Annotated in this window: 11 protein-coding genes; 4 read left to right on the top strand and 7 right to left on the bottom strand. The window is 59.9% G+C overall.

Going from position 1 to position 13,925, the window contains the following annotated elements; genetic code table 11:
* Positions 1-177: 177 nt before the first annotated feature.
* The 5 genes from AC1RS8_RS26105 to AC1RS8_RS26125 all read right to left on the bottom strand — a co-directional run bounded on the left by AC1RS8_RS26105 (position 178) and on the right by AC1RS8_RS26125 (position 6,640).
* Positions 178-393: a hypothetical protein gene (locus AC1RS8_RS26105; protein WP_057714682.1), complete on the bottom strand. Its 216-nt coding sequence runs from the start codon at positions 391-393 to the stop codon at positions 178-180.
* 352 nt (positions 394-745) lie between these two features.
* A complete protein-coding gene (locus AC1RS8_RS26110) occupies positions 746-2,953 on the bottom strand; it encodes an autotransporter outer membrane beta-barrel domain-containing protein (RefSeq protein WP_489338586.1) in 2,208 nt (735 codons plus the stop codon).
* Between the two features lie 146 nt (positions 2,954-3,099).
* A complete protein-coding gene (locus tag AC1RS8_RS26115) occupies positions 3,100-4,209 on the bottom strand; it encodes a hypothetical protein (RefSeq protein ID WP_489338587.1) in 1,110 nt (369 codons plus the stop codon).
* Entirely contained in the window at positions 4,166-5,194 is a 1,029-nt protein-coding gene (locus AC1RS8_RS26120) for a hypothetical protein (RefSeq protein WP_489338588.1), read from the bottom strand. Before AC1RS8_RS26120 ends, AC1RS8_RS26115 begins: the two co-directional genes overlap by 44 nt.
* 258 nt (positions 5,195-5,452) lie before the next feature.
* Positions 5,453-6,640, bottom strand: coding sequence for a pyridoxal phosphate-dependent aminotransferase (locus AC1RS8_RS26125; RefSeq protein ID WP_057714678.1), 1,188 nt, complete (start codon positions 6,638-6,640; stop codon positions 5,453-5,455).
* A gap of 415 nt (positions 6,641-7,055) precedes the next feature.
* Between AC1RS8_RS26125 and AC1RS8_RS26130 the strand changes: the two genes are divergently transcribed.
* The gene (locus AC1RS8_RS26130) at positions 7,056-7,415 is read left to right on the top strand and encodes a DUF6124 family protein (protein ID WP_057714677.1); all 360 of its coding nucleotides are present in this window, start codon (positions 7,056-7,058) and stop codon (positions 7,413-7,415) included.
* Positions 7,416-7,546: 131 nt separating this feature from the next.
* On the opposite strand, the gene AC1RS8_RS26135 is transcribed toward AC1RS8_RS26130, so the two are convergent.
* On the bottom strand, positions 7,547-8,683 hold the full coding sequence (locus AC1RS8_RS26135) for a glycerate kinase (RefSeq protein ID WP_489338589.1): 1,137 nt from the start codon (positions 8,681-8,683) through the stop codon (positions 7,547-7,549).
* Between the two features lie 257 nt (positions 8,684-8,940).
* A complete protein-coding gene (locus AC1RS8_RS26140; RefSeq protein WP_090455446.1) occupies positions 8,941-10,062 on the bottom strand; it encodes a sugar diacid recognition domain-containing protein in 1,122 nt (373 codons plus the stop codon).
* A 170-nt stretch (positions 10,063-10,232) separates the two neighbouring features.
* Here AC1RS8_RS26140 and AC1RS8_RS26145 point away from each other — a divergent pair, with 170 nt between their 5' ends.
* The 3 genes from AC1RS8_RS26145 (at position 10,233) to rarD (ending at position 13,820) form a co-directional block, all read left to right on the top strand.
* Complete coding sequence (locus tag AC1RS8_RS26145) at positions 10,233-11,543, top strand: MFS transporter (protein ID WP_090455448.1); 1,311 nt, start codon at positions 10,233-10,235, stop codon at positions 11,541-11,543.
* 188 nt (positions 11,544-11,731) lie between these two features.
* Positions 11,732-12,739: an aldo/keto reductase gene (locus tag AC1RS8_RS26150; RefSeq protein ID WP_489338590.1), complete on the top strand. Its 1,008-nt coding sequence runs from the start codon at positions 11,732-11,734 to the stop codon at positions 12,737-12,739.
* Between the two features lie 199 nt (positions 12,740-12,938).
* The gene (gene rarD, locus AC1RS8_RS26155; protein ID WP_057714672.1) at positions 12,939-13,820 is read left to right on the top strand and encodes an EamA family transporter RarD; all 882 of its coding nucleotides are present in this window, start codon (positions 12,939-12,941) and stop codon (positions 13,818-13,820) included.
* Positions 13,821-13,925 lie beyond the last annotated feature (105 nt).

Below are 13,925 nucleotides of genomic sequence, written 5' to 3' on the forward strand. Positions count from 1 at the left end.
CCGACTGTCGTCCACGGAAAACACCAAACTACGAAACGCCCACTGAATGAGTTACCCACCTGTTGCATCGGCCAGGCAGACTCTCAAAGTGCAAATACACCCTGGCATCTACGCTGCGGCAATCAACCTGAGGCCATTTGCCTAAGGAAGGTAGGATCGTTCAATGGGCGTTTTTTTTCAGTCGATGTTGAGATTCTTCAGTCGAGCCAATCCCTGTTTTATATGACCCGCGTTATCACCAATTGCCTCCAATGCTCCTCGAACATTCCCTCCGATCTCAGCTGAGCCCCGCTGCTCCACCCAGACTGTCAGCTCCATCAAAGCCGCCTCTAAGGCCAACTGGTTGTGGTAAATCCTTTCAAGAACTTCCAATAATGAATAGTCTTTCGCCATAATTTCGACTCCTTCGAAAAATTCAAACATAGCAGCAGCGCTTGCTTGAGTAGCCAACAGAATGGGGACGCCCCAGCGGCCGTGTTTTACAAGAGCCGCTATTCAGTACCTTTTCTTTTCATTGCGCGTGGTTTGCTAGTAAACCGCACGGTCTGATCCTTTCGGGAGGTATAGGCCTTCATAGCTCGCTGGTGTTGTGCTTCGCCAAGTGCCAGACACAGGAAAAAAAACTAGCCGCCGAGGTTCGACCGTTCAATGAAAACTCAACCTCGCATCGCAGGCTGGTTACTGTCACTCAGACATTAGCCGGCCGGTGGATTAGTTCTTTGCACGCCACACTACCGGCGCATGATCACCATTTATAGCGCGCTCCCATATTGGCTCCCCACGATTGTTCGATCTTGTCGCCATTGCTGTAATCAAGGTCCAAATGCATGGAAACCTTGTCAGTCACCGCCATGGCCACGCCCGCGCCCAACTCGCCACGAGAGCCCGACAGGTCGGTACTGAAACGGTTGTCATTGACCTCGACATCGCTGTTCTTGGCAAACTCGTGTACGTACGCGGCACGCAGGTACGGCTGGACCGTTTTACCTTGCGCCCAGGTAAAGTTGCGACCCACCGTGGTACCGACTTTACCCAGCAAGGAATGCACACGATCACCTTTGGCGGCCAGGCCGTTGTCCAGCTCGTAATCGGCGCCATCGATCATCACACCGGACAGTTGAGCGTAGGGCTCGACAAAGTAGTCATCCGCCAGCTTGATGTTTCGCCCAAACTCCAGCGACGCACCGATGCCGTCAGTGTCGTAATTGCCCTTGGTTTTCTTGCCGTCGCTGAGTCGAACGTCGGATTCGTTCTGGAACCGGTTGTATTTGACGACACCGTCGAAGTAATAGCCGCTCTGCGCGTCCAGCCAGGTCGTATAGGCACCCAGGTAGTAGCTGTCGACTTCACCGCTCGTGCCACGGCTCATGTCCAGGTCGGACTGGCTGTAACCGCCCAGCACACCGACCAGCCATTGCCCGTCGCCCATGGGCAGCGGCCCATCGGCACCGAACGAAATGCCTTGCTGGGTTTGCTTGTAGGCCACGCCGGCGCTGTCACTCACGTTGTATTTATTGCCATAGGCACGGATCCAGCCACCGGCCTTGCCCTGATCCATGCGCACCTCGCCCATGCGGGTGCGCAACGTGCTGAGTTCACCGTACCAGACCGTCGGGGCCGCGTTGAACAACGCCATGACCGATTGTGTACCAGGGCTGATCGCCCGTGTGGCCGTGTCCAGGACCCACTCGTTGTCGCCTTGCTTGATCAGGTCGTAGGAAAACGCCCCGAGGTCCACGGCACCACCGGCCAAGGCAAAGGTGGCGTCACCCGAGCCGATACTCACCACGGCCTTGGAGCCTGCCCCTACCGGTTCAGTGCCCTGGCTGTCGAGGGCGACAAGATGGTTGCCACTGGCATTGCCAGACACGGTCAGGGTATCCACCTGCCCGGTGGTGAAGTCGTTGTGCATATAGAACGTTCCCCCCGTACCCGACAGGGTTTCCACGGAGAGATTGAAATACTGCCCCGGGTTGCCGAACTGGACGCCACCGCCGTTGAGCGAAAGGTTTTTGACACTGCCGTCACCGACCATCACCCAGCGTGCATCGTTGTTGACGGTCAGGTTCTCGACGTTTTCCAGGCGCCCGGTCAAGGTTGCGGCGCGGTCCAGCAGCACTTCGGCGCTGCTGCCGTCGGCCACGACGATATCGCCGACGAGGTGACTGTTGTTGACCGCGAAGTTGGCCGCCGCGCCATTGAGCACTTCCAGCAATATGCCGTTGCCACCTTTGAGCGTGGAACCATTATTGACCTCGATATTGACCTGCTCACTGTTGGTCTGGTTCACGCCTTGTATAACAATCGCCGAGCCATTGATTCCCTCGACATGGCTGTTGTTTAAAACCAGCGCATCGTCGGTAATCAAATCATTGCTGAACAGCCTGACCCCATTGAGCCCACCCATGACGGTGCTGTCAGTGGCGGATATTCTGCTGCCAAACGCTTCGATGCCGATGCTGGCGGCATTGGTACCGATGACGCGTGCACCGGATTGCAGCGTCAGTTGGCTCTCGGCGCTGACGGTGGCGCCACGGTTACCACCGACGATTTCACTGTCGCTGACCGTCGCACTCGAGGCTGACCTGCCAGCACGTATCAGACTCAACCCGGTGCTGGCGCTGACCACTCTGCTTTTATTGGCAATAGTCGCCTCGCTCCCGGACAGCCGAACGCCATTGGCGGCCCCCGTTGCATTGACCGCCGTGCCGTTGAGCGTCACCTTCGAACCGGTTTGCGCGCTAATTTCCCGGGTGGTGGCGCCATTCGCCGTCAGGCTGGCCGCGTTGATCAGTCGATACTCATCAGCCGCAACAGAGCCGTCGATGGTTTTGCTCCGGCCATCAATCAAGTCCGCCAGCGCGCTTGGGGCAATCAGGAATAATGGCGTCAACGTGGCCAGTTTGAACCAGTACGCAAGCGGTGTGACGGGAAATGAGTGAATGAATCGCATAGGGTCGCTCCTGAATACACCAACGGACTGTAAATTCGCGCCGACAGGATGCCGTTGAACCGGGTCGGGCGGTTTAGGGACGGCGATCCTAAGTAAAATGCGTACTTGCGGTATGTAGGATTTATCCTCAAAACGCTTGGCACCGCTCAACGGGCCGTTTGGTTTGAGTGCGAACAAACCTGCCGCCGGATCCGGGTCGATACGAACCGAAGCAGTCCGTGCCGACCCGGGCAGGATCCCGTCGGTGTGCCGAACGCTGTGCGCACGATCCACGGCTCCGATTCAATGTCTTCGGTGCCGTCATTGAAGAAATACTGAATCTTCAGGCGACCTACACGAGTTGGGTTTTCGTCGTAAAGCGGCAGGATATGTTTATCGTACGGCTGCACTAGAAACGTGAATCCCGTCACCGGGAACCCGGTGGTACCGAGCGTAAAGTCGGCCTCGAACTCCGCGCCGATAATCGGATCCTCGGCGGAGCGCAGGTTGCCTCTCATGGGTGTGACGATGACACTGATCTTGTCCCCCGACACAAGCAAACCGGTCAGGTCCGGTATATCGGCCTTGAGCGATCCATCGGGTTCCAGAGCGCTACAACGCGGGAGGCCATCGGCAACGGGAATGGTGGGAAAACTCGCACGGGGCAGTTCTACTGCAATCGCATTGACCACGACATTCGTTGTTGGCGAGTACAGATCGTTCACCAGGCCCGGCGCGCTCACCCGGTAGTGGACAGGCACCGGATTACCGTTGCCGCCTTTCTTGATGTACGACCAGGGAATGTCGACCTGGTAAGGACCGCCCGGCACATGCTCGGGATCGGCATCGTCAAATTTGACCTGCGCCTCGACCACACGCTCACCGTTCCAGTAAAAGTCGATGATGTGGCCATTCTTCGCGTCGCTGTACCAATCGAAGTGGTAGGTGGCGTCCTTGTCCTTATCGGCCCGGGTCAGTTCATTGGTCCGGCTCGCATCGAAGTTCTTGACTTCACCTTCGAGCAGGCCCGGGTGGATCGGGTTGGGCCAGTCTACTGGCGGCCATGGGTCGGGCCATGGCACAGCCACCTCAAAGTTGACGTCAAAGTCGTCACCCACTGGACCGAACAAGCGTCCCTGGCGAACAACGTGGTAGCTTACCCGCGTTGATTTCACCCCGGTCGTCGTCTGTCCATAGTCTTCAAGCATCAGGTTGTTGGGCAACACCTGTATTTCAATATCTGAGGGTGGAACGCTTCCCAGATCGTGGTCGCCCAAGACCTGAGCTCCCCCACTGCAAACGAATGCGATCCCCGCCTTTGGCGTTGTCAAACCTGAAGAGCCATGCACTCACACCGTGAGCAACATGCTGCATGTTCAAGGGGCCGGGGTTGGCTTGCGGCACACGCGGCGCGAACAAGTTGGTGGGCAACGGGCCGAACGTGAGGCTGAGTTTTTTGTAAAGCGCCGGCGGGCTATCGTTGAACGCTTTATCGCGCAAGGCATAGGTAACCAGCGCCTTGGCATCGCCAAACGCGCGGATCTTGTCTGCGTCAATGTCGACTTTGCTATCGGTGACGCCCGGCGCGGGCGCCGGCCCGACATAAATCGGGGGGGTAGTGGTGGGGTCTTCCGGGATGTTGTCTTCATCAACCAGGTACACGGCAATTACATCAGTGGCTTGCCAATCCCCGTAGCCAGGGATGGTCATGGACAATTTGCCACCGCCCGGCAGCAACACATCGTCGAGGTAGTCCCCTGCAAATACCGGCGCCTTTGGCGCATCGTGTTTATAAGGCGGCAGTCGATCGCAAATGACCGTGGTGATAAACGAGTCAAATTCGTCCCCCGCAAAATCAAACAGTTTGTAGCGCAGGTGGCACGTCGCGTAATCCGGCAGCGCATTGGTCGGGATTAACATGTCAAACGGGAAGGTTTCGGGATACGTGCCACCATCGGTTGGCATCGTGAACACATGAGAGGCTACTGTTGAAAAGGTGCCTGAACCAGGGTCAATCTGCAGTTCGACTGTTTCTTCCATACCAACGAATGGCGCCTTGTTTTCCCACTCCGGGACTTTGACCTTGAGCCCGCCATTGTCCTTCAGTCTTGGCCCATGGAGGAGCTTGGTTGCGGGGTCCGCAAAAGCGTCCGAAGCAATAATCAACTCCATGTCGGCAAGCTTTGCCCGATACTTGGAGCGCATTTTCAGATAGGCGCTGTTCGCTTCCTGTTGCGCCCGGATGTCCTGATCGATCGACATGCTCTTACCCTCCTGTCACGCCATTTGAGCCATAGGCAGCGCTACGGCTGATCCATAGGTCAACAGCGTGGGCGTTGCGGGCAAGCCAAAAAATGGTCCAGCGCAGCAAGCCAAACTGACCTTGGGCGGATTAAACGCTCATGAAAAGAAAAGCGATACTGTCAAAGTTGACAGGTGGGTACCGATTCCCTGCGCAGGAAGGATGGGGGGCGCAGGGTTTAAAACGGTGAAGAAGAGCTCAAGGCCGCGACGAAACAATCAGGCCCGCCGCCCTTCAAGCATGTTCGTCACACACATCACGATACGTCGGCAGGCGTCCGCCAGCTTCGGCCGATCCACCACCAGACCGATGCGAATATGCCCCGCCGCACTCGGCCCGAAGGCTTCGCCGGCCAGCACCGACACGCCATAACCGTCCAGCAGCCGTTCGGCAAAATGCTGGGCGGACAACCCGGTCTGGCGCACGTCGACCATCACGAACATGCCGCCATCGGGGCGAATCGCCTGGATGCCAGGGCACAGATTCAAACTGGCACACACCAGGTCGCGACGCTGGCGATATTCCTCACGCATCTGCGCCACGTGCGGCAGGTTTTCATCCAGCGCCAATTGCGCGGCGTTCTGGATGAAATCCGGAATGCCGAACAGCATGCACAACGACAGATTCACCAAATGTTCACACAGCGATTGCGGCCCGATCACCCAACCCACCCGCCAGCCACTCATGGCGTGGGATTTCGACAGGCTGTTGATAGTCGCCGTGCGTTCGGCCATGCCCGGCAAACTCGCGGGGCTGATATGTTCGCCCTCGAACAGCAGCTCGCTGTACACCTCGTCGCTGATCAACCACAGGTCATGGCGAATGCACAATGCGGCCAGCGCTTTCCAGGCCGTCAGCGGCAGGCTGGCGCCGGAGGGGTTGTTCGGGCTGTTGAGCAACATCGCGCGGGTGTTCGGCGTGATCAGTGCCGCGACATCGGCCGGATCGACCCGAAAGCCGTTCTGCGAGCGCACCGGCACCGGCACCACTTTCGCCCCGCAGGCACCGAACACGCCTTCGTAGGTCACGTACATCGGCTCGGCGACGAGCACTTCGTCCCCCGGGTCGAGCAGGCATTGAGCAACCGAATACACCGCGCACTGCGCCCCGGGGAATACGATCACGTGCTGCGCATCCACGGCCTGGCCGCTGCGCCGGCGATGATGGCGGGCGATGCTGTCGCGCAGGCCTTGGCTGCCGCGCACCGCCGGGTAGTGCGTGTCGCCGGCCAGCAAACTGCCAATCGCGGCCTGGACGATGGGTTGCGGGGTGTCGAAATCCGGGTCGCCGATCGATAGCAGCAAGACATCGACACCCTGCTCGCGCAGCGCCAGCGCTCGATCGTGAATCTGCCAGGCCGCCGCTCCGTCACCGGCGATTCGTTGGGTCAAGGCTGAGTAGCGCATGGCGTTCTCCTGTCGCGCGTATTCCTGGCCACAACCCTATCTCAAATCGCGCAACACGGCACCTCGCGAGCGCGTGTTTAATGGTGTTTAAGGTTACTTCATGAAAGCCACAGGACCTTGCGCCGTTGCCTACGCTTACGCCAGAATCCGCCGGCTTGTGCGCCTGGGGGGCCATCGGTAACTTGATTCGCGTCACTGCTCATCAGTGATCGGGTTTAGTCGCCCGGTGGTTTTCTAGTGAAGTGCATAGGCGCTATCAGTCAGGCATTCCCATGTCTGCACTCGATGGTAGCTGTGCGCAGGACGCCTTCGGGCGCGCCGGTTTACTAGATCCCCGGTCTGCTAACCCGCATACAGCTGCCTCCTCTTTCGTTTAGCAGCAAAAGGGATGGCACTCCATATAAGGATCTAGTTGATGTTCAAGGTCACACCAAACCCGCCGGGCACCGATCCGGTTTCCCCGTACGAGCCCGATTCAAAAAAACTCAACGAAGCCGCCGAACGCGCCCTCGCCTTTCACTTCCCCTCGATCGCCGATATCAAAGCCACGCCGCGTACTCCCGGCACACTGTTCACCGTGAACCCAGAAGCCACGACCGAAACCCTAATGGTTTACCTGGTGGAAACGCTGGCCTCAGTCGACGTGATGGTTCACCAGTTGGTGGATCATCTGGACGGCGGATCGCGCAATGCGCTGCTGGGGATTTCCAACAGCGTGATGCTGGCGGAGATCGCGGCGAACCGGGTGCTGGATCAGATTGATCCGCCTGAATAGTCCGCCAACACTCAAAAAACCTGTGGGAGCGAGCTTGCTCGCGATAGCGGTATGTCAGTCAGCATTGATGTCGCTGACACACCGTCATCGCGAGCAAGCTCGCTCCCACAGGGATTGGGGTGTTCGAAAGGTCAGCGACTGGCCAGCCGCCAAACCCGCGCCACATCGGTCGCCCGCTCACGCAACAAGCGCGGCGCTTCGGCACAAGCCTGCTCCAGGGTCATCGGCCCGCTCGCCAGGGCAAACGCAGCGTCGATACCATGCTCGTACAGTGCCTGATAGCCCTCGCCCAACGTGCCAGCGATGACAATGACCGGCACGCCGTGCTCCCGGGCGACCCGCGCCACGCCAAACGGCGTCTTGCCGCGCAGGGTTTGCGCATCGAAACGCCCTTCACCGGTGATCACCAGATCGGCGCCTGCAACGGCGTCGGCCAGCCCCACCAGTTCGGCAACCACCTCGACCCCGGCCGTAAATTGCGCACCGAGGAACGCCTTGGCGGCAAACCCCAGGCCGCCCGCCGCGCCACTGCCCGGCTCGTCGCGCACGTCGTTGTTCAAGGCTTGCGCGCAATGGTCGGCAAAGTGCCCCAGGGCGCGGTCCAGTTGCTCGACCTGCACGGGCGAAGCGCCTTTTTGCGGGCCGAAAATCGCCGAGGCACCGTGGGGGCCGCACAGCGGGTTGTTGACGTCGGCGGCGATGTCGAAACGCACCTGGGCCAGGCGCGGATCAATCTCGCTCAGGTCGACGCGGGCCAACTGCCCAAGGGCGAGGCCGCCCGGTGACAGCGTCTGCCCCTGGGCGTCGAGCAATTTCACGCCCAAGGCCTGCATGGCACCGGCGCCGCCGTCATTGGTCGCACTGCCGCCAATCGCCAGGATCACCCGTTGCGCACCGGCATCCAGCGCGGCGCGGATCAATTGCCCGGTGCCGAAGGTGCTGCTGATGCACGCATCCCGTTGCGCCACCGGGACCAACTGCAAACCGCTGGCTTCGGCCATTTCGATGATTGCGGTGTGGCTCTGGGGCAACCAGCCCCAGGCGGCTTCCACCGTGGCCCCCAGCGGCCCGCGAACCAAGGTGCGGCGCTGCTGGCCTTCGCACGCGGCCAGGATCGACTCGACAGTCCCTTCCCCGCCGTCGGCCATCGGGCATTTGATCAGTTGGGCATCAGGCCAGACCTGCGCCAATCCCAATGCAATGGCATCGGCCACGCCTTGGGCGCTGAGGCTGTCCTTGAACGAATCGGGGGCGATCACGATTTTCATGGGAATTCTCCAGTTCCAATGCCCACATGCTGCCAGCCGCCATGAACAATAACGCCGGGCCGCTGCACAAGCGGTGTTGAGGATTATTGTTCATTTCCACAAAACCCGACGGGAGCGGCATCGTCCACAAATCTGTGCACCACCACAAATAACTGTGGGAGCGAGCTTGCTCGCGATGGCGGCGCATCAGTCAGCATTAATGCCGCTGACGCACCGCTATCGCGAGCAAGCTCGCTCCCACAGGGCAATTGCGTGATTCATGGATGGGTGTCTGACTCGGGCAGCAGTTGCACGCCAAGGTAGAGTGCGAGCATGCCGTCCAGTCGCAATGGATCAACCCCACTCAGCTCGGCAATCCGCTCCATGCGATACCGCAGGCTGTTGCGATGGATGCCCAGTGCATCGGCGCAGGCCTGGCTCTGGCCGTCGTGTTCGCACCAGCTGCGCAGGGTGGCCAGCAACTGGCCGTTGCTGTCTTTGGCAATGACCTTGCGCAGCGGATTGAGCAATTCGTCGAGGGCGTCGTCGTTGCGGTGGCGCCAGAGCATCACCGGCAGCCGATAGCGGTTGAGCGTCAGCAATCGGGAGCGCGGCAGCACTTCGCGCCCGTAGGCCAGCAAGTCACCGACCCGGCGATAGCAGCGACGCAATCCGGAAAGTCCATCGGCCTGCCCACCCACGGCAATGCGCAGGATGTTCCAGCCCAGGCCGTCGAGTTTGTCCAGCAAGCGCTCGTTCTCGACCGTCTGGCTCGCCGGCCGGCACCAGAGCAACGAGGTTTTGGCCGAGCTCACGCACCAACTGTCCGGATGACGGCTCGTCAACCAGGCACTCAGTGCCTCGACGGTTTGTCCTGGTGCGTGTTCCAGCCCCAGTTCGAACAAGTACGGCACTCGAGTCATTTGTGGTTTGAGGCCCAATTGCTGCGCTTCATCGACCAGTCGTGGAGAATCCCCGGCTTCGCTCAGCAGCAGCGCCAGCAAGTCATCGCAGCGCTGGCGCCGCCATTGCTGTTCGGCCTGCTGGTTGCGCTGCCCCACCAGCATTTCGGCGGTCATGCGCACCAGCTCGGCGTAGGTGCGCAGTTGCTCGGGTTCGCCAGTGATGCCCAGCACCCCGATCAGGCGCTGGTCGAGCATCAATGGCAGGTTGATCCCCGGTTGTACGCCCTTGAGATGAATCGCCGTCTGCGCATCGATCTCCACCACCCGGCCATTGGCCAATACCAGTTGCGCGCCTTCATGCCGGGTGTTGACCCGCTCCGGTTCGCCGCTGCCCAGGATCAAGCCCTGGCTGTCCATGACGTTGACGTTGTACGGCAGGATAGCCATCGCCCGGTCGACGATGTCCTGGGCCAGGTCGTGATCGAGTTCGAACATGCAAGTGATCCTTGAAGACAGTGATGGAACGGGTTGTTCACCCGCACAGGCCTTGGTTGCAAACCCTGTGCTCAGGCACAAAGACAGCCACCCTGAGGGTGGTCGAGACTCTCTGGGCGATCAACGTTACCCTTTGCATCGCAAAAAATCATAATAAAGAGAGAGCCGCCATGACACAGAGCGCCGTAGCGTCCCAGGCCATCGCTGACGATAAAAACGCCGTCTACAAGCGCATCACCCTGCGTTTGATCCCCTTCATTTTCATCTGCTACCTGTTCAACTACCTCGACCGGGTAAACGTTGGATTTGCCAAACTGCAGATGCTCGACGCGCTGAAGTTCAGCGAAACCGTGTACGGCCTCGGCGCCGGCATCTTCTTTATCGGTTACGTGCTGTGCGGCGTACCAAGCAACCTGGCCCTGACCAAATTCGGCCCGCGGCGCTGGATTGCGCTGATGATGATTGCCTGGGGCACCCTGTCGACCTGCCTGCTGTTCGTCACCACGCCGACCGAGTTCTATACCCTGCGCCTGTTCACCGGCGCGGCCGAAGCCGGGTTCTTCCCGGGCGTGGTGCTGTACCTCTCGCAGTGGTTCCCGACCTTCCGCCGTGGCCGCATCATGGCCTTGTTCATGTCGGCGATCCCGGTGTCGGGCCTGCTCGGCAGCCCGTTCTCCGGGTGGATTCTCAACCACTTCGCCGCCGGCCAGGGCGGTCTCGCCGGCTGGCAGTGGATGTTCCTGCTGCAAGGCATTCCCACCGTCATCCTGGGTGCGCTGGCTTACTTCCTGCTCAGCGACAGCTACGCCAATGCCAAGTGGCTGACTCCGTTTGAGCGTTCGGTGCTGGAAGCCGACCACGCCGAAGATCTGGCGAACAAGCCGAAAACCACGACCGATTCGCTGCTGGCGGTGTTCAAGAACCCGGCGATCTGGGCTTTCGGCCTGATCTATTTCTGCATCCAGAGTGGCGTCTATGCGATCAACTTCTGGCTGCCGTCGATCATCAAGAACCTGGGCTTCAGCGATAACCTGGTGATCGGCTGGTTGAGCGCGATTCCGTATCTGCTCGCCGCCGTATTCATGCTAATGGTCGGCCGTTCAGCCGACCTGCGCAAAGAACGCCGCTGGCATTTGGTGGTGCCGATGCTGATGGGGGCGCTGGGGCTGCTGATCGCGGTGAACTTCGCCGCCAACCCGGCCATCGCGATTCTTGGTCTGACCATCGCCACCATGGGCGCCCTCACCGGCCTGCCAATGTTCTGGCCGGTGCCGACCGCCCTGCTGAGTGCCGGCGCTGCCGCCGGTGGCCTGGCGCTGATCAACTCGATGGGGCAGATGGCCGGTTTCCTCAGCCCGTACCTGGTGGGTTGGGTCAAGGACAGCACCGGCTCGACCGATGCGGCGCTGTACCTGCTGGCGGGTGTGATTGTCTGCGGCAGTTTGCTGGCGTTGCGCATGACCCGAACCTTGCGCACCTGATCAACACAAATCCCCTGTGAGAGCGAGCTTGCTCGCGAAGGAGTGTCAGACACGCCCATGTAGCTGACACTCCATCGCGAGCAAGCTCGCTCCTACAGTTGGTTTGTGTGTGTTTGAGATTTGCGTTTGCTCCCGGCAATGGTTCTGGTATCTGATTGAGCCTTTCCCACTGGTAAAAGGATTTGCTCATGAGCTACCGCACGCTGGGTCATTCGGGTCTGCAGGTGTCCACCCTGACCCTGGGCACCATGATGTTCGGCGAACAGACCAGCACCGAAGATTCCCTGCGGATCATCGACAAGGCCTGGGACCAGGGTATCAATTTCATCGACACCGCCGACGTCTACACCAACGGCCGTTCCGAGGAAATCGTCGGCGAGGCCATCGCCAGCCGCCGCCATGAATGGGTGCTGGCCACCAAGGTCGGCTTCGGTCCCGTGGACGGCGTTCCCAACCGCAGCGGCCTGAGCCGTAAGCACCTGTTCAACGGCATCGATGCCAGCCTGACACGCCTGGGCACCGACTATCTCGACATCTATTACCTGCACCGCGAAGACCACAATACGCCGCTGGAGGTCACGGTATCGGCCATCGGTGACTTGATCCGCCAAGGGAAAATCCGCTACTGGGGCCTGTCCAACTACCGTGGCTGGCGCATCGCCGAAGTCATTCGCGTCGCCGACAAACTGGGCGTTGACCGGCCGGTGATCAGCCAGCCGCTGTACAACATCGTCAACCGCCAGGCAGAAACCGAGCAGTTCACGGCGGCTCAAAGCTACGGCCTTGGCGTGGTGCCCTACAGCCCGCTGGCGCGCGGGGTGCTCAGCGGCAAATACGCACCGGATGTGAAACCTGATGCCAACAGTCGTGCCGGACGCCAGGACAAACGCATCCTGGAAACCGAATGGCGCGTCGAATCCCTGCGCATCGCCCAGCAAATCCAGCAATACACTCAGGAACGCGGCGTCGGCATCGTCGAGTTCGCGATTGCCTGGGTGCTGAACAACAGCGCCGTCACCTCAGCCATTGTCGGGCCGCGTACCGAAGCGCAGTGGGACGCCTACACTAAGGCGCAGGCGGTGACGATCACGGCCGAGGATGAGGCGTTCATCGATTCGCTGGTGACACCGGGGCATGCGTCGACACCGGGGTTCAATGATGTGAGCCACTTTGTGTCCGGCCGCAGACCGCTTTAAACCACTGTAGGAGCGAGCTTGCTCGCGATGGTGGTCAACGATAACGCGGGGAGCCTGCCTGCCCGCGGTGTCTGGTCGTTCATCGCGAGCAGGCTCGCTCCTACAGGGGATGTTGTAAATATTGATCATCCGGACAATATTCAGCACAAAAACCACGTATCCTCCGCCCCCGTTTCACCTTCAACCTCGCGAGGACAGCTTGTCTAAAGGTATCGCTCTATCGGTTTCAGCCTCGGTGCTGTTTGCCGTCATGTACTACTACACATCGCTGCTCAGCCCCTTGAGCGGCGTGGAAATCTTCGGTTGGCGCATGCTGCTGACCGTCCCGTGCATGACCGTGTTCATGGTGGTGTCCGGGGAGTGGAAGCGCGTGCTGGAGATCGTTCGGCGCGCCATGGCCAATCCGAAACTGATGGGCGCGCTGATCGCCTCCTCTGCCCTGCTCGGCGTGCAATTGTGGCTGTTCATGTGGGCACCGTTGAACGGCTACAGCCTCGACGTATCGCTCGGCTATTTCCTGCTGCCGCTGACCATGGTCTTGACCGGTCGCCTGGCCTACGGCGAGCGTCTGTCCTATCTGCAAAAAGTCGCGGTGGTGTTCGCCTGCCTGGGGGTGGTCAACGAGGTGTATCAGGTCGGTGGTTTTTCCTGGGCGACCTTGCTGGTCTGCGTGGGTTATCCGGCCTACTTCGTCCTGCGCAAACGACTGGCGGCGGACAACCTCGGTGGCTTGTGGCTGGACATGGCATTGACGCTGCCGGTGGCAGTCTGGTTCGTCCAGAGCGGCGCGCAAGGTTTTGGTGTGTTTGAACAGCATCCATGGTTATCGCTGCTGATCCCGATGCTCGGCGTGATCAGCGCATCGGCACTGGTGGTCTACATCATTGCCAGCCGCCTGCTGCCGTTCAGCCTGTTCGGCTTGTTGAGCTATGTCGAACCAGTGTTGTTGCTGGGCGTGGCGTTGCTGTTGGGAGAGAGCATCAAGGCCGGGGAATGGCTGACCTACATCCCGATCTGGATGGCCGTGCTGGTGCTGGTTTTTGAAGGGTTCAAGCATCTGGTCCGGCAGCGCAGACCTTAAGCACACGCAAAACAAAATGTGGGAGCGAGCTTGCTCGCGATTGCAGTGTGTCAGTCAACATTAATGTTGAATGAACTACCGCTATCGCGAGCAAGCTCGCTCCCA

This window comes from Pseudomonas sp. GW821-FHT12A04, assembly GCF_058807755.1.

Bases quoted from the DNA above. Each gene is read 5' to 3' on its own strand.
- AC1RS8_RS26125 (WP_057714678.1), bottom strand. From the start codon at position 6,640: ATGCGCTACTCAGCCTTGACCCAACGAATCGCCGGTGACGGAGCGGCG.
- AC1RS8_RS26135 (WP_489338589.1), bottom strand. From the start codon at position 8,683: ATGAAAATCGTGATCGCCCCCGATTCGTTCAAGGACAGCCTCAGCGCC.
- AC1RS8_RS26150 (WP_489338590.1), top strand. From the start codon at position 11,732: ATGAGCTACCGCACGCTGGGTCATTCGGGTCTGCAGGTGTCCACCCTG.
- AC1RS8_RS26140 (WP_090455446.1), bottom strand. From the start codon at position 10,062: ATGTTCGAACTCGATCACGACCTGGCCCAGGACATCGTCGACCGGGCG.
- AC1RS8_RS26105 (WP_057714682.1), bottom strand. From the start codon at position 393: ATGGCGAAAGACTATTCATTATTGGAAGTTCTTGAAAGGATTTACCAC.
- AC1RS8_RS26145 (WP_090455448.1), top strand. From the start codon at position 10,233: ATGACACAGAGCGCCGTAGCGTCCCAGGCCATCGCTGACGATAAAAAC.
- AC1RS8_RS26110 (WP_489338586.1), bottom strand. From the start codon at position 2,953: ATGCGATTCATTCACTCATTTCCCGTCACACCGCTTGCGTACTGGTTC.
- AC1RS8_RS26120 (WP_489338588.1), bottom strand. From the start codon at position 5,194: ATGTCGATCGATCAGGACATCCGGGCGCAACAGGAAGCGAACAGCGCC.
- AC1RS8_RS26130 (WP_057714677.1), top strand. From the start codon at position 7,056: ATGTTCAAGGTCACACCAAACCCGCCGGGCACCGATCCGGTTTCCCCG.